16 protein-coding genes are annotated in these 19,910 nt (G+C 33.2%); 8 read left to right on the forward strand and 8 right to left on the reverse strand.

Features of this window, described 5'->3' with window-relative positions:
* Positions 1-62 precede the first annotated feature (62 nt).
* The 5 genes from ACE94K_RS14955 (at position 63) to ACE94K_RS14975 (ending at position 5,596) form a co-directional block, all read left to right on the forward strand.
* A complete protein-coding gene (locus ACE94K_RS14955; RefSeq protein ID WP_378173896.1) occupies positions 63-1,514 on the forward strand; it encodes a BLUF domain-containing protein in 1,452 nt (483 codons plus the stop codon).
* Positions 1,515-1,690: 176 nt separating this feature from the next.
* Positions 1,691-2,893, forward strand: coding sequence for an ATP-binding protein (locus ACE94K_RS14960; RefSeq protein ID WP_378173898.1), 1,203 nt, complete (start codon positions 1,691-1,693; stop codon positions 2,891-2,893).
* A 120-nt stretch (positions 2,894-3,013) separates the two neighbouring features.
* The gene (locus tag ACE94K_RS14965; protein ID WP_378173901.1) at positions 3,014-4,123 is read left to right on the forward strand and encodes a type 1 glutamine amidotransferase domain-containing protein; all 1,110 of its coding nucleotides are present in this window, start codon (positions 3,014-3,016) and stop codon (positions 4,121-4,123) included.
* A gap of 103 nt (positions 4,124-4,226) precedes the next feature.
* Positions 4,227-5,273 (forward strand): helix-turn-helix domain-containing protein, encoded by a 1,047-nt coding sequence (locus ACE94K_RS14970; RefSeq protein WP_378173904.1) that lies wholly within the window; start codon positions 4,227-4,229, stop codon positions 5,271-5,273.
* 131 nt (positions 5,274-5,404) lie between these two features.
* Positions 5,405-5,596 carry a cold-shock protein gene (locus ACE94K_RS14975; protein WP_378173906.1) on the forward strand — a complete coding sequence of 64 codons (192 nt, stop codon included), beginning with the start codon at positions 5,405-5,407 and terminating at the stop codon, positions 5,594-5,596.
* 147 nt (positions 5,597-5,743) lie between these two features.
* Here ACE94K_RS14975 and ACE94K_RS14980 read toward each other — a convergent pair whose 3' ends face one another.
* The 8 genes from ACE94K_RS14980 to ACE94K_RS15015 form a co-directional block, all read right to left on the reverse strand.
* A complete protein-coding gene (locus ACE94K_RS14980) occupies positions 5,744-8,128 on the reverse strand; it encodes a DUF2309 domain-containing protein (RefSeq protein ID WP_378173909.1) in 2,385 nt (794 codons plus the stop codon).
* On the reverse strand, positions 8,125-9,612 hold the full coding sequence (locus ACE94K_RS14985; protein ID WP_378173912.1) for a proton-conducting transporter membrane subunit: 1,488 nt from the start codon (positions 9,610-9,612) through the stop codon (positions 8,125-8,127). Before ACE94K_RS14985 ends, ACE94K_RS14980 begins: the two co-directional genes overlap by 4 nt.
* Positions 9,613-9,848: 236 nt before the next feature.
* Positions 9,849-10,157, reverse strand: coding sequence for a hypothetical protein (locus ACE94K_RS14990; RefSeq protein ID WP_378173915.1), 309 nt, complete (start codon positions 10,155-10,157; stop codon positions 9,849-9,851).
* A gap of 348 nt (positions 10,158-10,505) precedes the next feature.
* On the reverse strand, positions 10,506-10,919 hold the full coding sequence (locus ACE94K_RS14995; RefSeq protein ID WP_378173917.1) for a hypothetical protein: 414 nt from the start codon (positions 10,917-10,919) through the stop codon (positions 10,506-10,508).
* Positions 10,920-11,073: 154 nt separating this feature from the next.
* Entirely contained in the window at positions 11,074-12,231 is a 1,158-nt protein-coding gene (locus ACE94K_RS15000; protein WP_378173919.1) for an acyltransferase, read from the reverse strand.
* 150 nt (positions 12,232-12,381) lie between these two features.
* Positions 12,382-12,894, reverse strand: coding sequence for a hypothetical protein (locus tag ACE94K_RS15005; protein ID WP_378173922.1), 513 nt, complete (start codon positions 12,892-12,894; stop codon positions 12,382-12,384).
* A 129-nt stretch (positions 12,895-13,023) separates the two neighbouring features.
* Positions 13,024-15,246, reverse strand: a complete 2,223-nt coding sequence (locus tag ACE94K_RS15010) for an NAD(P)-binding protein (RefSeq protein ID WP_378173925.1) — start codon at positions 15,244-15,246, stop codon at positions 13,024-13,026.
* A gap of 31 nt (positions 15,247-15,277) precedes the next feature.
* Positions 15,278-16,144, reverse strand: a complete 867-nt coding sequence (locus ACE94K_RS15015) for a hypothetical protein (RefSeq protein WP_378173928.1) — start codon at positions 16,142-16,144, stop codon at positions 15,278-15,280.
* Between the two features lie 111 nt (positions 16,145-16,255).
* Between ACE94K_RS15015 and ACE94K_RS15020 the strand changes: the two genes are divergently transcribed.
* The 3 genes from ACE94K_RS15020 to ACE94K_RS15030 all read left to right on the forward strand — a co-directional run bounded on the left by ACE94K_RS15020 (position 16,256) and on the right by ACE94K_RS15030 (position 19,902).
* A complete protein-coding gene (locus ACE94K_RS15020) occupies positions 16,256-18,271 on the forward strand; it encodes a 7TM diverse intracellular signaling domain-containing protein (RefSeq protein ID WP_378173931.1) in 2,016 nt (671 codons plus the stop codon).
* A gap of 44 nt (positions 18,272-18,315) precedes the next feature.
* Positions 18,316-19,380, forward strand: coding sequence for a helix-turn-helix domain-containing protein (locus ACE94K_RS15025; RefSeq protein WP_378173934.1), 1,065 nt, complete (start codon positions 18,316-18,318; stop codon positions 19,378-19,380).
* Between the two features lie 108 nt (positions 19,381-19,488).
* The gene (locus tag ACE94K_RS15030; protein WP_378173936.1) at positions 19,489-19,902 is read left to right on the forward strand and encodes a nuclear transport factor 2 family protein; all 414 of its coding nucleotides are present in this window, start codon (positions 19,489-19,491) and stop codon (positions 19,900-19,902) included.
* Positions 19,903-19,910: the final 8 nt, after the last annotated feature.

The following is a 19,910-nucleotide window of genomic DNA, read 5'->3' on the forward strand; positions in this document are numbered from 1 at the left end:
AGGATTGAAATTTTAGTACTTTTACTTTTTTAAATTTACTCATTGTAGATGTCATAAATTATATGTTAGGATTAAAAGAAAATAGCCCCATTGAGATGTTACGTGAATTTTCTGTTTATTTTGATGCGGATTTACATGAAGATTATGGAGCAGCATCTATGATTATTGATAATAGTAAAGGTAAAGGGAGTATTAATGCATATGAGCTTTTTCCGGGTTTAACTGCTTGGGTTTATGATATCAATTTTACTTCGGATTTAGTTATTGACTTCGAATTCTCCAATGAAAAACCACTTTATTTTGGCTACGTGGTTTCAGGATACCAATTGCAAAAATTTCCCGATGAAACTGAATTTAAAAAAATACAACAAAGTCAGAATTTTATTCTTGTGAGTGAACCGGGTAAAAAGTCAAAATTCGAGATTCCCGGAAACACTAAATTTGAATGTTGTTATTTAATTATAAATCCGAAATCATTAGGTTTACATAGTACAAATAGTATCAGTAAACAGTTACGATCTAATCTAAATGAGATTTTTGATAACACAAAAGAAGGCAAGCCATATAGATATTTTGGAGATATAGATGCACGAATAGGTACTTTTGCTAGAATTGTTATTAGAAACAAGAGAACTGATCTTGTCGGAAGATTGTTAACGCAGGCTGGTGTCTTGAATATGTTAGCATCACAGATTGAAGCTCACGATCACGATTTAAATACCGAGAGTTTCCAACCTACACTTACAAAAGAAGAACTCTCAAAAATTACAGAACTTGGGGATTATATTAGAAAGAATATTAGTAACAAACTGACCGTCTCAGAACTAAGCAGAGAAATCGGTATGTCTTTAAAAAAACTTCAGTCCGGAATTCAGTTTTTATATGGATACTCTGCCAACCAGTATATCACCAATTTAAGATTAGAATATGCCAAAGAGTTGATTCAATCTACGGATTATAGTGTTTCAGAAATTTGCTACCAGATTGGTTATACTAGTCGAAGTTATTTTTCTAATTTATTCAAAAAAAGATTTGGTGTGCTTCCTAGCGAATATAAAAATTCGTTTCTAAAAGACGATCTCTTGTTCGAAGTTACTTATCGTTCGATGGCATTTTCGGGAATTACAAACTCTGATATCGAAAATATTATCGTTCTAGCCAGAGCTTTAAATGAGGATAATAATATTACCGGAAGTCTTATATATCATAGGAAAGTGTTCTTTCAGCTTATCGAAGGTCCAAAGAAGAATGTTTTAAAATTATATGAAAGAATCAAAAAGGATAAAAGGCATTCTGATATTATTACTATGTGGAAAGGGCCAAAACCATCTCGGGACTTTAAACTTTGGTCTATGGCTATGATATCTGATAATAACATATTGAATATTTCTTACGAAGGAAATACAGAAAAACTAAACCTGGGACATTTAATGGGAGAATTAGATGATAAATCATTAGCTTCCAAAAACCTTTGGAGAAAAGTTAGAAACATAATTAAAACCGCAAAACCTTAATACATAGTATTGCAAAATAGATAATGCGCCTATATGATGTCTCTTCTTAAAATTATACATTAATGTTATTTTTTCTGTAAAACATAGACTATTATTAAGTAACGGTCCGTTGTATTCGCTTGAGAAAAAATGTACGGATCTTGATTTCAGTTTGATTATTCTTTAGATTTATCCCAATGATAGCACCTTTATACCCCAAGAATGAAAAGCAACGACAAGCTGCAGTAGAAAAATATGGATTGTTAGACACCTTACCCGAAGAGAGTTTTGATAATATCACGTCTGTGATGTCTTATATCTGTGATGCTCCAATTTCGTTAATCACTTTGTTGGATAAAGATCGAAATTTTCTAAAATCTCATTATGGAATTCCATTTAGCGAGTCTCCAAGAGAGATATCGTTTTGTGGTCACGCTATTAATTCAGATGATTCCATAACTATCATAAAAGATTCAAGAGAAGATGAGCGTTTTCAAGGAAATCCTTTAGTGACAGAACATCAGGCAATTTTTTATGCTGGTGCACCATTAATAGATTCTGAAGGTTTTACACTGGGCACATTGTGTGTATACGACACAAAACCCAGAGAGCTAAGTTCTGAACAGAAAAATGCATTGCTCGCAATGTCTAAACAGGTAGTTAGTTTATTTGAGCAACGATACCAAAATTTAAAACTTACACAGCTTCGGGATAAGCTGGAAAAAAGAAATGAAGACCTAAAAAAGTTTGCTAGTGTAGTGTCCCACGATCTTAAATCGCCTTTAGCAAATATAATTTCGTTGACAGAGCTTTTAGAAGATGATAATAAAGATAAACTAGGTGAGGAGTCTTTACAGTATTTAGAGTATCTAAAAACATCATCCTACTCGCTAAAAGATTATATTGATGGTATCCTGAAGTTTTATAAAAGTGACGATTTAATAAAGAATAGAAAAGAGAAAATCGATATTGAACATTTGGTAGAAGAGCTCAAACAAATTACCGATTCAGAACATAAAGCGAAATTTAATGTTTTAGGAAACGTACAAGAAATTATCGCAAATAAGTCTGCATTAATGCAGGTTTTAACAAATCTGATTACGAATGCAATCAAATATAACTCAAAACCTGAAATAGTAATCGATATTAAGATAACCAGCGTTTTGGGTTTTTATGAATTTGCTGTTAAAGATAATGGTGACGGTATTCCCAAAGATTATTTAGATAAAATATTTGATCTTTTTACGGTTGTAGGAGTAGAAGATAGGGACGGCAATTTAGGCACCGGAATTGGATTAGCAACCGTAAAAAAGATAGTCCAAAACTTAGGTGGAGAAATCACCGTAGCTTCTTCTGAAGGAGAAGGGAGTACTTTTACTTTTTCAATTGCTAAAGTTTGAGATTTATTATAATTAAGTGACTAACCTAAAACATCATTTACTCTGACGGAATTATCATTTCGACAGGTTTTATAAGCTGTTATGTAGTTCTTCGTGCTATAATTTTTAAAATTAAATAGCATGTTCAAAAAATATCGAATTCTTAAATGGAGTATAATTTCCATTTTAGGTATTATCATTTCACTTTTTATTTTTGGTTGGTGGTTTATGAGTTTATTACCATCGGCAGAGAATAGACCATATATAACCGGAACTCAAGTGTCGGATTTACCATATCTCTCTAAAGATATTGTGCCAAAACGAGGAAAAATTTTAGCAATCGTTACCAGTACCGATACTATGGGTGCTACAGATAAAAGTACCGGTTATGAATTAACCGAATTATCGCGGGCTTACTACGTTTTTCAAGCTAACGGTTTTGAGGTAGATATTGCCAGTCCATCAGGAGGAGAATCACCTGTAGTAATTGATGATGAGGATATGGGTCTCTATGATTTTGCTTTCTTAAATGATAGTTTGGCTCAATATAAGGCAAAACATACGATTCCGGTACACAATATTAACCCTGAATTATATGAAGCAGTATTCTTTGTTGGTGGAAAAGGAGCCATGTTTGATTTTCCTAAAAATAAATCCATTCAATTTATTATAAAAGAGTTATATCAGGCTGATAAGGTTATTGGTGCAGTATGCCACGGACCTGCAGCTTTAGTAAATGTAACTCTTGATTCTGGTCGTTCATTATTAGAAAACAAAAAGGTGAGTGGTTTTACAAATGATGAAGAATTACTGCTTATTTCGGATGCCGAAACTATATTTCCTTTTCTTCTGCAGGATAAATTAATATCAAAAGGAGGGAAATTTAATGAAGGTTCTATGTATTTAGAAAACATTAGTCACGATAGAAATTTAATAACAGGTCAAAATCCTTGGTCTACTTGGAAATTAGCCGAAACCATGATCACACAAATAGGGTATACTCCTAAACATAGAGAAATCACAGGAGAAGAAAATGCTGTCAAAGTTTTAAAGGTATATGAAACAGAAGGTTTCCAGAAAGCCAAAGAATTAATGAAGCAAATGATTTCTATAGATAACAAGCCTGTGCAAAGAATATTAATAGCAAAACACGGTATTATAGCGGCTATGCAAGGTAAAATTGGAAGATTTTTCAGTTTAGTTGGGTTGACATCTTATGCAAAAAAAATATCAAAAGATTTCGAAAACTAAAAGGATAAACTTGCATTATTGCTAAATAGAAAGTATAAACTCTTCCATAAGTTTATGCTTTCTTGGAATATCAAATATCCCTACATTTGGAAAAAATAGTGTCTTGAGCTTTTTAGATATATTATTGATTATTATTAGTAGTGCAGGACTTTTGCATGGAGTACTTTTTGCGTGCTACTTAATCGTATTCAAAAAGAAAAAGACATTAACCAATCGCTTACTTGGATTGATCCTCGTCTTTATGGCATTTCGAATAGGGAAATCAGTTATGCTCAATTTTGGTGATGGTCTGGAACCAATTTTTATTTTTATAGGTTTGGCTTTTCTTTTATTAATTGGCCCATTATTTAGATGGTATATTTTGGGAATGACCCATCCTAATTTTAAGCTACCGAAATACTATTATTTAGAACTCATTCCGTTTGTTTTGATTTTTATCGCTAGCCTTTTTGTTACCAAGGAATGGTATGAAAATGGTAAACTTGTCATGGTCATTTTTGGAATTGGTCTTTTATTTATCTATTTACATTTAGCTTTCTATATAATATTTGGTTGGTGGATTTTAAAAAAAACAAAGCAGCAATACGAGCAAACATTACAAACAAAATCCCAGAGAGCTATTTTTAATTGGTTACGTTTTCTTATCATAGGTTTTATAGTGATCTGGATGACCTATGTATTAAATATTGTAGATGAAGCTGTACCGTATATTGTTGGCCCTATTTTATATTCTGTTATCATCTATTTTTTAAGTTATAAGGCATTTCAACTAAAAGCTACTGATTTGGATGGAGATGCATTTAGAGCAAATGATAATAATCTGTTATTTAACCAGATTTCAAAACTAATTACTGATACAAAATTATATCTCGAACCAGATGTTTCTTTAGCAAAGCTTAGTAAACTTCTGGGAAAAAGCACACAAATTACTTCATCAGTTATTAATCAATATGCAAAGCGAAATTTTAATGATTTCATCAATCATTACCGTGTTCAGGAAGCTAAGAAATTGCTTTCTACTGCAGAAGGTAAATATACCATTTCTGCAATTGCCTTCGATACAGGCTTTAGCAGTCTTTCTTCTTTTAATAGTGCGTTCAAAAAGTTTGAAGGAATGACACCATCAAGTTATAGAAAAGATAAAATTTAACTCCATTATTATTAGATCTAAAGACATCATATTTATAATAAATTGAAAATAAATGAATTAAAATGTTGTATATCGAAAAAAAGGGGTCACTTTTGCACTTTAAAACAATATTTTAATTTAATTACATTACAATGAATAAAGGAACAGTAAAATTCTTCAATGACGCTAAAGGTTTTGGATTTATCACTGAAGAAGGTGCTAACAAAGATCACTTTGTACACATTTCTGGATTAGTAGACGAGGTTCGTGAAGGCGATATGGTAGAATTTGATCTACAAGAAGGTAACAAAGGATTAAACGCAGTGAACGTAAAAGTTATTTAATACATACATATACTTTCAAAGTTTAATGAAAAGTCCATCGATATGATGGACTTTTTTTTTAATCAAATGATAACAACCTTAGTTTTATAACAGAACTATTTGTTTATAACCTAAAGTTCAAATTCTTCTAAAAAATATTATACATTTTTATACAGAAACTTCTTCAATCACGTTTTGTTTCACCTTTATTTGTTGATGAAGTTTATCATTTGTTGTTTTTGATAAGAGTTCCCACTGAATTGATTTTTTGTATCTGAATATCCCGTTGTTTTGTTTAGGATCCATTACCATCAGATAAATCCATTCGTTATCAAGCAATGTTTTTAGATTTTCATTTCTCAAAAGGATTTCAGAAACTCTGTTAATTGGTGCTTGAATCATCACGGACAATCGTAAGGGTTTATGATACAATTTGTCATCCGAATCGAATAGTGATTGCAGAGGAAGTCCCATTTTAAGGTCTCCACCATTTCCTTGTACAACTCCAAATCTACCAGTGATGTTGTGAGTTATTTTTGACCCTCCACCAAAAGTATTATTATCTACGGTAGAGAAATAGTAATGATTATTTATCCACTGTGTTACCACCATAGGACCTTGCATAATGCCTTCCAGTGCTTTTCCGGTAGTGTCTAATTCCCAGTTATAAGAGTGAAGAAAACAACGACCATCCAGGTTTGTATTTTGTGTTAGACTTCTTGGTCCAACAATAAAACCTGCATTCTTAGCAAGTCCCCATTCTGGTCTGGTTTCTGCCCAATTGCTTGCTTTCTTCTCCGCTGTGACGATACTTTTAGTGCTTGTTCCTAATCTATCTGCTGTGGCTGATCTTTGTGCATTGCCTAAATTCTCCTTTAGTCTAGCCACGAGTACTGAATGAGATTCGGGTATTTCAGAATCAAACAAAACAATCTCATCTGTGGTTGTATTATGCTCTGCACCCAAAAACAGAGTAACTTCCGGAATTTGAAATCCGTGTATTGCTGTTAGTGCTTTTCGTACTTCAGGTTCATTAGCCAGTTTGGCTAGAGTTCTGGCATTATGTCTACCAGGGCTTGCTGCACAAGCACCACAATCCAAGCTGGAACCAAAAGGGTTGTTTGCAGAGTGACTTCCGTGACCCACAAAGAGTACAAGTGGAGAAAACGTTTTCCAACCCATTAGATCAAATCCTGATTTTACAATTCCCACTTTTTCATCAAGAGAAATTTCACAAGCTTTCGAACTATTGTACGGATTGATGTCCGGTTCGCAAAATGAAGTTGTCTCATAGGAATTTTTCTTTTGTTGTTGGTATAATCCACGAGGAAACAGTGTTCTGGAAATAAGAGATATACCATAATATAATCCTGAGCCTTCTACGTATCCAAAAGCAGAAGGTAACATATTCTTCATTCGCTTTAAGAAGTACTTGCTAAACTTAGCAATGTCATTTTTAGCATTGTACTTCTCTAATTTGTTTTTACCATTAATTTGTGCTTTTTCTGTCACTTTATAAGCTGAACCAACGATAGGAGGACAGGATTTACGAACAATTCCATCTTCTAGACTTTCGTAGTCCATAGCTATCCCAAAAAAACCAGCGTAACCATATGTTTCATAATTGCCACTGGATTCTACGTGTCTACGAATTAGTTCTGATCGTGTATCGATACAAAATACTAGCTGCGCATCTGGGGAGCTATCATTTTCAACGGTCTTTAATGATACCGATTGGTTCTCCAAAGTGTTTACAAGTTGATTCTGCCAGCTCTGTTCCCAAGCTTTTAGCAAAATGTATTGTAACTTTATAATCAACTCATTATCTAACGAGCTTTTTACTTCAGGAACTAACGAAATACCTAGACTTTTAGCAGTCAACAAACGTGCCGCCAGATAATCGGATAGGGTTATAGGATATTTTTGTTGCCACTCTGAGTTCGACTCTTGCCTATGGTTAATATATCCTGTCCAACCAAGCAATCCAGCAAGATGATAGGTCAATATGTTAGTGTATTCAGTTTCTGGAAAATCTGTCAAAATTGACTCTAAAGCATCTAAGCTTGTTGGTGGTATATTTTTCAGGGATTTCAGACCGGTTTCCTCATCATAAATTACCAGAAGTCTCCAGGCGTTATAGAATCCTTCACTTTTAAAAGGCATATTCCACTCTGCAAGCCCTTCATCCATAAATGCTGCAAGCCATTTTGCCATGATACGATCCACATCGTGGTTTGCATTGAGAGCTTCTTGCTGATTTTGTAGTTCAATATCTTTAAGATATTCTTCTGGTGCCTTCGTAAGCCCTTCTTTAAGTAGTAATCCTTTTAAAAGGTCGTTATCGATTTCACCCTTTTCCCAAGCCTCACGATACATTTTCGCTTCAGGAAAAACATTCGCATCAAAATGTTTCTTTGCAGTTTTTACAGCTTCAAAAAAGGAACTGTTTTCGTAGCCTGACAAAGGGTTAGATGCTACAAAAGTATGGAGTGGCCACGTCTTACCTATTACTTTTGACGCTTTATCAATACTGCTTAGAATTTTAGGATTCATATTGATTTTGATTTATACATTAAAATTGTTTTTTTATTGGGCTGTGATAGGTTCATTAACTTTACATACACCCACGGAAGTTTTTGATATCCACCTAATTTCATTACAAAAAACCCTATTAAGAAGATAATTCCAAAAGTTATTTGTGTTACTGATAATGGTGTAGCATTAGCTGTCATAGGAAGATCAGCCATTAAAACCGTTACTGCATTATACATCAGAGCATATAATCCAATTCCTGTAACAAATAAAACTGGCATTACCATAATTTTTTGTAAAGTAGAAAGGCTTCTCTCTTTGACAATATTATATGTTGCCTGACCTACCGTGATAGCTACAATTAAGGTTAAAAATATCCCACTATCCAAACTAGAACCTTTTCCTGTCCATATTGCAAATAAGAAGGCACCAAGAATTCCAAAAATCAATACTACAATTGCTTGTAGTGGTTTTATTTTTAATTGTAAGGATTTTTGTGGATTAGTTTGTACAATTTCTTCACCAGATGATAAAAACAAGTATGCTTTATAAAATCCGTGTAGTATTAAATGTGCTACCGCAGCATTGAAAAAGCCCAAACCACATTGCATAATCATAAAACCCATCTGAGCGATAGTAGAACAAGCTAATTTGTGTTTAACATTGATCTGGAGTAGTTTGGTAAATTGTGCTATGATGGCAGTGAGTCCCCCAATGATAAACAAAAGGTCTAATGTGTTTGAAGCGAATAATAGTGAAGCGAACAAAGCTAATAATATACCTGCACCATTAACAAAACCTGCATGCATAAGAGCAGAGGCTGGAGTAGGTGCTGTCATTGCTGATAATAACCAGCGATGAAATGGATACATTGCTGATTGTACAATTGCAGCTGCGATAATAAGTAGGGCAGAAGGTATGATGATTAGCATTGGCAGCTGAGCTGCTACCAATGTCAGTTCTTCTACTGTAAAAGCATTGCTGTAAAAAGCCGGAAGTAATACTCCACCGGTCAAAAACAATGTCCCGGTAAGGAAATACTTCAATGTAAATTTTGATGCTTCTCTGGCTTCTCCCCATTCTTTATTAATACCAATTAACCGGGACATAAAAATGCCCATAACCAGCCAGCTGAATAGCAGCAACAAAATGTGATTAGAAACTACCAACAATATTACCGAAGCGGTGAAGCATAGGCAATATATCAAAAATTGGTTTTGATATCTGAATCCATTTAGATACTTAGCTGCATAACTGGTAACAACAGCACTAAAAAAGATCACTGTAGTGCAAATCAGTATGCTAAAACTATTGATTCTGAGCATCTCTCCAATTTCCCATTTTGACAAATCATCAAAATTTAGGACAAGAAATAATAAGCCACTTGCAAATAGTATCCATAACAAAATAGATACGAATTTGTATGACAAAGGAACTTTCTGGTTTACGTTAGTTTCCATATGAGTATTAGTAATATTGGTTTTTGTAAGATTTTGAAAAGTCATTTTCAGCCATTTTAGTATTCATGATCTCTGCTTTGGAAGAGCTAGTAGTCTTGATGCTAATTCGTGCTTTCATTATTAATAAGCCACCTATGATAAAGGAGCATAATAAGATTTTATCTAAGAAAAGTTGGTTGCTGTAATAAGAGAGAGTAATAAAGAAAAGTAATATGGTGATTCCGAGTGCTGGTAAAACTTTCGTTTTAAATAATTCCATTGTTACTGTGGTTTAATAGTTATTATTCTGCTAGACTAATTTCTAAAGTACCTTTGATTTTCAAGTTTTTGCCAAGGCCTCTAATACTTTTGATAAATTGAGTGGCAATTTCCTTTTCATTTTCTAATTCATCGATACGACCATCCAATCTATTTGTTTTGCATCCGTGATCGCCTTCCCATATTTGAAGTCTTTGTAATTTGTGAAAGTTTATTTTTTCATTGATTAAACTGCTAATAACGTGAGCAGCTTCAGATGGTGTAAATTCACCTTTTACTAGTTCGACTTGTTGAGTCACAGTTTCGAGTTGAATTAAATCCTTTGTTTCCATTTTAATAAGATTTTTTGATTAAAAAAAATATGCGATTGATTTATAATTCTGGAACAAAGTTATAGATATAGTTGATTAATTTTTATTTATAGTTATTATCTAAATCATAAATTAAATTAATGTATTAAATAATTTTTAGAATGATTAAAGATGTATTTAAAAGTGAAAATTGATCGAATTTATTATACCACGAATAATCATAATTAAATGATTAACAATTATTTATATAATATCTTTTGAATTATAAGTTTTATTTAAGTATTAATGCCGATTTTTCTTGAAGAATTTTATACGAACAGTTTTGTTTTTAAATAAATAGTAGGGTTAGATTTATTAAAAACTTAGGTTTTATTCCTTCAATTGTAGTTCTTTTAATCTTAAAAAAATGTCAATTGCCTCCTTTTGTGCTGAAGAAATAGCAGATTTATTTTTTGTACGGCTAGCAATTCCAGGTAAATTATCTACAGATAAAGAAGTATGCCAGTTGGTAGCCATATCCAGATCAAAAATCTTTATAGCTTCTATTTTATGAGAATCTAGAGAACTTTGGTGACAACTACCACAATGCGTAATAAGAACGGCTCTTGTAATTTTAGAATTCTCTTCAAATGTACTCTTATCAGCGTTAACCGGATACGGTTTTGGTCCAGTGGATGTTTCTACCTTTTCTATATAAAAGGTATCTCTTTCCTTCACACATCTACGGGTTGAAACCCCGACGAGAGCTAAAGCAAAAAACCATATTTTTATATTTGTAAACATTTGATTATTAATTAAGAAGATACTAATATTGTTTTATAAAAGTATCTTAATTAACATCATTTTTAGTATAATAATTAGGAATCAATAACCTTCTTTTATCTATAATTCTCTTTGAAGTTGTTTACATAAAGTGTCAATCATATTGAATATTATACTAAGCGTTTTTATAGGTTATAGATGGAATCTCTTTTGTAGTAATCTGCTTCTTTTTCATTCCAAAGAGAAAACGGGGCACTGCAAATGGATATATCACAAATCGATAGATACATAGGATAACAATAAATGAGGAAATCATTAGTGCCAATAGTTTTGGAAGAATATCCCAAGGTTGTTGTAAAATGTAGTATCCTATCACAATCAGAACCGTCTGATGTAAAATATAAAATGGGTAGATACCTTCATTAAGCTTCTTTAATAAATTACTGGGCTTAGATAACCAAATCTGTCCATATCCTAGCAAAGTAATAACAACAGTCCAGCTAACAAGCGCTGACAAACCATACCAAATATCCCATCTGGTAGAAATGTCCCAATAAGATGATGCAATACTCTCTGGCAAGAAATAATACACATAAAATATAATAATAGCAATGATGGTGGTTACCAGATTTAATTTTCGATGTTTTTTTAATGAGTCCCATAAAGTTGACGTTCCGGCCAATACAATTCCGATAATGAAAAAATAGCCATAAAATAGGGTAGTAGAAAGGTTAGTAATAGCAGTACTATCAACTGGGAAATATTTTTTGGTGACTATTTTAAGAATGATGAGCGGTAGTACGAACATAAATATACCTAATGGTTTAGAACAAAAATTATCTAGTGTCATTCGAAAGGATGTCGAATTAGAAGATTTGATAAATAAAATGAATGGAATGCATACAATAGAAAGGTAAAACAGGTTTTCGATAAACCAAAGATGATTGACATCCAAATACTCTAAAATCTTAGTGTAAAATTCTGAATAGGAAGTATATGATTCAATACGTTCGATATAGGTTTGAGGTGGTACGATGATAAATACTCCAAAAACTAGTGGAACTAATAACCGAGTCGCACGTTCTTTTACAAATTGTCTCCAATTTCGTTTAGAGAAAGCAAATACTGTTCCTGTTCCGGATATCATAAACAACAATGGCAACCTGAATTGTTCAAAAAATACCATAATATCATCTAACAACTTACTTGATTCTGAATTCATAATATGAAAATCATCACCGTTAAATGGCATTCCGATATGGTGTAAGAAAACCAGAAAGATAGAGATAACTCGCCACCAGTCTAAATCATAACGTCTTTCAATTTTTTGCATAACTATTGATTAAAAATACACGATCAAAAATATAGTTTGCCTATAATTGAAACAACGACATTTAGTGAATGTCGTGCAAGTGACGGGTAAGACAATAAACAAAAATCTTGATAATCCTAAAGCTATATGGATTTCGTCTCTGTAAACCCATCATTTCCTTTTCTGCCTTTTTTTAGGTTGTAAGTGAGTATTCGTTTTCTTTTTCCCATATTGATAAGAACTTTTTTCTAACTTTTCTTTTTGTACTTCTTTTAAATATTCAATAATCTTTGATTTCACTTTGGTGACTAAAACTTCATTTTTCTTTTTATAACTGTACAAAGAACCAATGATGAATCCAAAACCCAATACAACAGGGATCGACCCATTTTCTATAAGAGGAAATTGCGTATACAAGTTGACCGCAACTCTAGGTTCAAAATTAAACAAGATAAACAAGCCATATCCCATTGAAATAATACCGAATAAACCATAGGTGTAAATATTCCTGTGTATATTTCTTAAAATATCTTTTTCGAGTTTTTGAATATTAGCATCACTCAAAAAAGGATTATTCAGTTCCTTTTCTTTTTGAATAAAACGCAAGAATTCATCATCCATCATATCAAAAGAAATTCCATAACTCCTTTTCTTTAGATCTTCTTGGGTGATTCTGTATTTCATACCTTTTGAACTATTGAAATTAAGATGTTTAGAATATGTAATTATTTAATTTACAAATATTTAAAAGAACGAGTTTAATTATTACTTTAATCAAACTCGTTTCTATATTTTCTATAAATGGGTGTGAAGTTAATTCAATTTAACACCATTAAAAATAGCGGTCTCGCTCGGTAAACCAAGTTTATCACGTACAGCTTGACCTGCTTGAAGCCCAGAGACGATAGCACCTTCGTAATAACCAACATTGACACCAAAATTAATCCAATCTCCAGTAAGGATAAGATTCTCAAAACCGGATTCATCCGTTTTAAGTCGGTATTTATTAGAACCTGGAAGTGATAAGGTGTATCTATCCGTTGGATTTACATTTGCCCTGAAAAACTGAGTTTTCAATCTACCATAATCGGTTTTGGCAGCTTTAGAAAAATCATGGATAACGCTTAGCTTCATTCCTTCTGGATATTCCAGCGTAGTAGCGTTTGGGAAAAACCATCCCATTTTATCTCTTAGCCATTGTTCTGAAACACGCATAATTCGCTCTAATTGCTCGTGAGGATAGTGATGATCAGAGAATGGAGGTATCTCTTCGGGATCCAGAAATGATCCTGTATAGTAAATTAACACACCCGGTTTATCTTCATTCCAGTCTTCATAAGGCATTACCTGAGACATATCTATAAAAGAATATTGGGGATCTGCATAGGTAACCAAGTTTGGTAAAGAACCTTCAGGAAAACCCCAATCCGGCAAGTTCATTCCTAATTCTTTTAGTGTCGGTTTAATCCATAACTGCATAGACATCGTAGGAATACTTTTTACGTGATGATACATATTATGCCAAGCCTGATTATTCTCAATAATCTCCTTACAAATACCTTCTTGACCACCCAAAACATCTATAGGAATCCCCAAAATAACGTAATCAAAATCTTTTCCTTTTTCCAAGGAAACCTGACCCACATTCTTCCAACCACACCAAGATTCCTCAAGATCATACTTACCTTCTTTAAGGGCTTTAGCTTGTGCATCATCAATTTGGTCATACAATGGTTCCCCAGGCCATACATCTAGGTTTTTGAATTTATAAGTAGGAATGTAGGTGTCATTTTTTAAGGTTACCTGTTTTGCCATCGATACTTTTTCTATGGCTCCAGAGTCTGAGTAATGTACTTGTTCTACTTTATGGAAAAACTTAAAGTTTACACCTCTGTTTTTAAGTACCAGGTAAATTGGAGTAATCATTGTATCTGCCGTTCCTGCTTTAAATTTCCATACGAAAGATCCTTTATATCCGGCAGAATTGGTAAGGAAATGAAGACCAACTCCGGCAGCCAGACTTCCTTGTTGATCAGCTCCTGTTAGGTTATGGAATGTTCCTGTATACAAAAATCTAACCATAGCAGAACTCAATAACCGTTCACTAGCTCCATGTTTTTGAAGCCATTCGCGATAATCCAATTCGTTGATACGTTCATAATCCAATTCGTGAGTTTCAGGATCATATACATCTGCAAAAGTTCCCTTCATATTCACAATTCCGAATTCTACAAATACAGCTAACCAATAGAAATATTCATCGTGCTCAGCAATAGAATTAATGATTTTGGAGATCCATTTTGAAAGGGTTTCCAAAAGCTCATTGATCATTGAATGATGATCTTTTCTTGCCGAGTGATCGTGATCTCCTTCACTTAGATGCTGAACTAATTCAGCTACGTAATTCAATAATTTTTCACCTTCGTGTTTAAAAACTTTATCTTTTACAAATCCCTCAAGTTTAGATTTGAAATTTTCCCAAAGAGAATGATGCTCTGCAGCTTTTATTTCTTTGGCAGATTGAGGCGCTGCGCTCAGCAAATTTTTCTTATTTGGATCTGTACCAAACAAAATTTCTAAAATCAACCCAACAGCTTTTTTGACAATAGCAGAAAAAGGTAAAGGGCCACCTTGACCGGGTATGTAATTATTAGATGGAAAAATAATATTCTTTTTGATCCATTGGTTGGTTTTGGGATCAAAGTGGGTGAGTAGCGTAGTGTCCTCACGATCAAAACCATCTTCCCAAGATTTAAAAGGACTATCCGGCATGAGATTATATTTCTCACACTCTTTGTAAGAATCCTGTATCAATCTAAAGGCATTCTCATACCAACCTTGAGCGATATGAATGCCATGTTCCTGAATTCGTTCGTTGGGGCCTCTTCCGGTAGCCGTTTTTCCGCCCAATCGCCAGCCCATTTGATAAATGGTAATATCATAATGATCTTGCCAATTTTCGTAAGAGCTAAGCTCATAAGCCGAGGTAAGCGCCGACATACCGCTACCTAGTATGGCTATTTTCTTTTTTTTCATTTGTGTGATTTGTATTGGTTTATTAGTTTATTCATGTTTCAGGAGTAGGGATATTCTTCGTGGTAAATTTATGAATGAAATGAATCGAGTTTGTGTCATTCTCTGTAATCGGATAGATCGGCTTATTCTTATTTACAAATTTCAAAAGAACAGGAGAGGTATTCCATTTAGCAGCTTCAGTATATAACTTACTTAAATGAGGAACGATAAAAATCAAATCGAAAATATCTTCAATAAATCCGGGAAGATTATGAGCGTGATGGGTAACATACGCAATGTCTTCTTTTGATAATGGATAGTTACTGGGATAAAAAGCTTCAATATCGGTAATGATGGAAACTGCTTTTCCACGAGGGTTTGCAAAAATTTTACCCAAAATTCCAAAACTTACACCTTCTACCATCGACTGGGCATACAATAAACGATAGAGGACGATATTCACAAAATATTGTTCGTATATATTTTCCTTAAAAGCCAACGAATCTGCTACTTCATATCCAGAAATAATACTTGAGTTATGTGCACGATACCACGAACACTCATTAGGAGCATTGATGAATTCCAGCCAGTGGCTAACAGGAATAGATAAACCTGTAAAGGTTTCCCCTGATTCTTTAATTAACTGGGCTAAGGTAGCTACATATAAAAAATGACCATTGACTTCTCTCCACCATAGACTACCCGGATGAGAACCTTGCATGGGATTGAGTGTTCCTCTTTTAATTTCCCATTTCATAAAAGCTAATTCAGAATTACCAAAACCTTCTTTACCTTCTACAAAAGGATCACCGTATTTTTGATAGAATTGATATCGTAATTTATATCTACCTTGTGGATCGTCAGCTACGCTATCAACGATTTCTTTGGCCTTTTTCTGAAAGAATTCAAGTTTGTTCATATATTAGCTGAAAGGTTCTTAAACTTACAAGTTAAATAGCTAATTACAATATATTTTTTAGTAAATTCAATAAGTATTTAAAATAATTTTTCCCTATATTAAGCATTACGAATGACCCCTTTTTACAAATACTGCTTAGAAGTATTGTCAATATTGTTATTGTCTCCTCTTTTTCTTTGGAGTCAAACAGAAATCCTCTTAACCGATACCACAGAATTAAATGATATTGGTTTACAAACCTATTACTTGGAGGATACCAGTTTGGGGTTATCTATTGAAGATATTCTAACTGATGGTATACACACCAGATTTAAACCGAATACTCAAGAAACCATTAATTTTTCCAGTACAGCTTCTGCCTATTGGTTAAAATTCAAAATACGAAAAACAGTTTCAGATAACTTTTATCTTAATGTAGGCTCCGCATATATTGATTCTATATCGCTCTATGAATTTGACGAAACAGATCATTTGGTTTCTACACGACATACCGGTGATGATTTACCTTTTGATACTCGCGAAATAGAAGTAGGTAATTATTTGTTCTCTCTGGATCTTAAAGAAGATACGACCAGAACATTTTATCTAAGAGTAAAAAGTGACCAACCTTTATTTTTTCCGCTTAGAGTAGGAACACTTTCTAATTTTGCAGCATATGAGCACGATTTAGACTTTTTGCAAGGGATTTATTTTGGGTTTATGCTCTTGATATTTCTTTATAATCTCTTTTTGTATTTTTCGATAAGAGAACGTATCTATCTTTATTATATCGCATATGTATTTAGTATTACCTGGTTTATGGCTTCTGTTTTTGGGTATTTCTTTGAATACTTCTGGCCAAATGCTCCTTTTTTAAATCAATTAGTAGTGGTCAGTTCTGGATTAACCATGATTACTGCTACGTTATTTACCCAACAATTCTTAGACACAAAGAAATCAGGTTCTCGTTTACACCAAGGTTCTATGGTTTTTCTAATTGTCGGATTTTTAGTGTGTGCGTTAGTAGTTCTTGGTTTTAAAATTGAAGGCCTCAAATTGGCACAAGGTGGTTTACTACTTATGGCGATATACTTTGTGATATTAGGAATACGATTTAAACTAAACGGGTATCGCCCGGCTATTTACTATTTGCTAGCTTGGGGAGCATTGATCATAGGTATTTGTTTTGCCATCTTAGAATCGTTAAACCTGGTATTTGTAATGAAATATATAAATGCTATGCAAATCGGTTCTGCGCTCGAAGTACTATTGCTTTCTTTTGCTTTGGGAGACCGAATCAATATGTATAAAAAACAAAAAGAAGATGCTCAATTACAGGCTTTAATATCAGCCAAAGAAAATGAACGACTTATAAAAGAGCAAAATATCATATTAGAGCAAAAAGTAAAAGAACGAACAGCAGAAGTTGCCAGCCAGAATGAAGCGTTGGTAAATCTTAATAAAGAAAAAGATATGCTGGTAGATATGGTCGCACATGACTTAAGAACACCGTTGCATCAGATGAAAGGAATTATATGGTTACTGGATATTCCGGCGATGGAGCTGACTAAGGATCAGGCGATGTATTTAAATGAAATTAATAATTCTGTCGATCGTTTGACTGATATGGTAGGTCGTATTCTGAATACACACGCGTTAGAAAGTAATCAGGTAAAATTAAAAAATGAGACTATTGATTTAGTTGGTTTAGCAGACGATATGACGAGACGCTTTCTTCTTACGGCCAAAGATAAGGACATTCATATAGCGGTTAAGGCTGCTACCGGAAGTCATTATGCAGATCTAGATAAAAATTATATGATACAGGTTTTAGAAAATTTATTATCTAATGCGATTAAGTTTTCTGAAAGAGGAAGTGAGATATTGTTACACGTATATTCTAAAAATAACAAATCCTATATTGTAGTAGAAGATCAAGGTCCCGGGATTAGTGAGGATGATCAGAAAAAACTATTTGGAAGGTTTCAGCGACTCAGTGCACAACCAACAGCAGGGGAGTCTTCTATAGGATTGGGCTTATCGATCGTAAAGAAATATGTAGATGCCATGAATGGCACGATTATATGCGAAAGCGAATTAGGAGTTGGTACCAAATTTATGATGTCTTTTGAGTCTAAAACCGTTTAGACCGGAAACAACATTTGTTATATTTGTAATATTAATCATGTCTTTTGGAATTCAGTAAAAATTTATTATTCTTTTTTAGTGCGTTAGGTGCTTTTAATGGACTTTTTCTTAGTTTCTATTTTGGGTTTTTAATTAAGAATAGGAGTAAAACAACTTATTTTTTAGCTGCGCTTCTATTTGTAATAAGTGTAAGAGTTACTAAATCTGTATTTCTTACTTTTTATCCGGGCACTTCTTCCGGATTTGTCAGCCTGGGACTAACAGCTTGTTTTCTAATAGGTCCGTTTTTATATCTTTATACAAGGATTACGTTATATCCTTCTAAAGTTCATCCATGGAAGTGGTTATTTCACGTCATTCCGGTATTAATTTTTATGTTGATTATCAGTCTCGAATATCCTTATAGAGCGTATCGACATTTATGGTGGCGTAATCCTCCAAGAATTTTTGGGATGCTATTATTTACGCAGTGGACTATATATACTGCTGCAGCTATATATCAGGCAAGAGGAGCGTTTAAAACACTTTTAAATAAAACGCAAAAAATCACCACCTTAGATTTTTGGATCATTAATATCGTTACCGGTGGTTTTATTATTTGGCTAGCGTATAACACAACAACCTATACATCGTATATCGTAGGAGCATTATCTTTTTCATTTACATTTTACATAACAGTAGTTATTTGGATTATAAAACGTAGAAAAAGTACACTTACATTTCTAACACCTACGGTGAAATATGCCAATAAGAAAATAGATCAGGAAAAAGCTGCAACCATTTCCGGAAGGTTAGAGGTATTATTTCAAGAACAAGAAATGCATCGAAATCCAAATCTAAAATTGTCTGATGTTGCTGATCAATTGAGGATAAAACCTCACGAACTCTCTCAATATCTCAATGATAATGTAGGATTAAGTTTTTCTAACTATGTTAATAATCACCGTATCAATACAGCTACTGAGTTTATTCAAACCAATACGATACTTACATTAGAAGCTATTGGAAATGAATGTGGCTTTAAATCAAATTCTACTTTTTACGCTGCTTTTAAAAAGCAGCAGGGAATGACCCCTTCACAATTTAAAAAGTCATTACAACTAGAATAATATTTTATACGGAATTATAAATCCGAAGAACATCTCTATTTTTTTATGTTCAGTTTCCAACGGTTTCAAATACATTAGCAATTGAAATCAATCTTATAAAAACGAACAATGAAAAATATATTCGTACTAGTTTTGTGCATGCTAAGTGTAACCTTTTCTTCCGCACAATCCGACAAAGATCAAATCACTGAAACTCTTTTAAATTATATTGAAGGAACTGCTAATGGAGTAACAGAAAGAATAAAAAAAGCTTTTCATAAGAATCTAAATCTCTATACTATAGATAATGATACGCTACGTATTACATCGGGTAAGAAGTATATTGGATATTTTAAAGAAGGGCAGAAGCGAGATAGAGTTGGAAAAATTGTTTCTATCGATGTGGTTCATAATGCTGCTATGGCTAAAGTTGAAATCGACGTTTCTGGTATGAAACGATTGTATACAGATTATATGATGTTATTGAAGGTAAAGGGTCAATGGAAAATCATCCACAAATCATATACCCACATAGATTATTGAATTCAATA

This window comes from Aquimarina besae, assembly GCF_042434905.1.
GTDB lineage: Bacteria > Bacteroidota > Bacteroidia > Flavobacteriales > Flavobacteriaceae > Aquimarina.

Bases quoted from the DNA above. Each gene is read 5' to 3' on its own strand.
- ACE94K_RS15005 (WP_378173922.1), bottom strand. From the start codon at position 12,894: ATGAAATACAGAATCACCCAAGAAGATCTAAAGAAAAGGAGTTATGGA.
- ACE94K_RS14955 (WP_378173896.1), top strand. From the start codon at position 63: ATGTTAGGATTAAAAGAAAATAGCCCCATTGAGATGTTACGTGAATTT.
- ACE94K_RS14960 (WP_378173898.1), top strand. From the start codon at position 1,691: ATGATAGCACCTTTATACCCCAAGAATGAAAAGCAACGACAAGCTGCA.
- ACE94K_RS14980 (WP_378173909.1), bottom strand. From the start codon at position 8,128: ATGAATCCTAAAATTCTAAGCAGTATTGATAAAGCGTCAAAAGTAATA.
- ACE94K_RS14990 (WP_378173915.1), bottom strand. From the start codon at position 10,157: ATGGAAACAAAGGATTTAATTCAACTCGAAACTGTGACTCAACAAGTC.
- ACE94K_RS14965 (WP_378173901.1), top strand. From the start codon at position 3,014: ATGTTCAAAAAATATCGAATTCTTAAATGGAGTATAATTTCCATTTTA.
- ACE94K_RS15020 (WP_378173931.1), top strand. From the start codon at position 16,256: ATGACCCCTTTTTACAAATACTGCTTAGAAGTATTGTCAATATTGTTA.
- ACE94K_RS15000 (WP_378173919.1), bottom strand. From the start codon at position 12,231: ATGCAAAAAATTGAAAGACGTTATGATTTAGACTGGTGGCGAGTTATC.
- ACE94K_RS14985 (WP_378173912.1), bottom strand. From the start codon at position 9,612: ATGACTTTTCAAAATCTTACAAAAACCAATATTACTAATACTCATATG.
- ACE94K_RS14975 (WP_378173906.1), top strand. From the start codon at position 5,405: ATGAATAAAGGAACAGTAAAATTCTTCAATGACGCTAAAGGTTTTGGA.
- ACE94K_RS15030 (WP_378173936.1), top strand. From the start codon at position 19,489: ATGAAAAATATATTCGTACTAGTTTTGTGCATGCTAAGTGTAACCTTT.
- ACE94K_RS15010 (WP_378173925.1), bottom strand. From the start codon at position 15,246: ATGAAAAAAAAGAAAATAGCCATACTAGGTAGCGGTATGTCGGCGCTT.
- ACE94K_RS15015 (WP_378173928.1), bottom strand. From the start codon at position 16,144: ATGAACAAACTTGAATTCTTTCAGAAAAAGGCCAAAGAAATCGTTGAT.
- ACE94K_RS14995 (WP_378173917.1), bottom strand. From the start codon at position 10,919: ATGTTTACAAATATAAAAATATGGTTTTTTGCTTTAGCTCTCGTCGGG.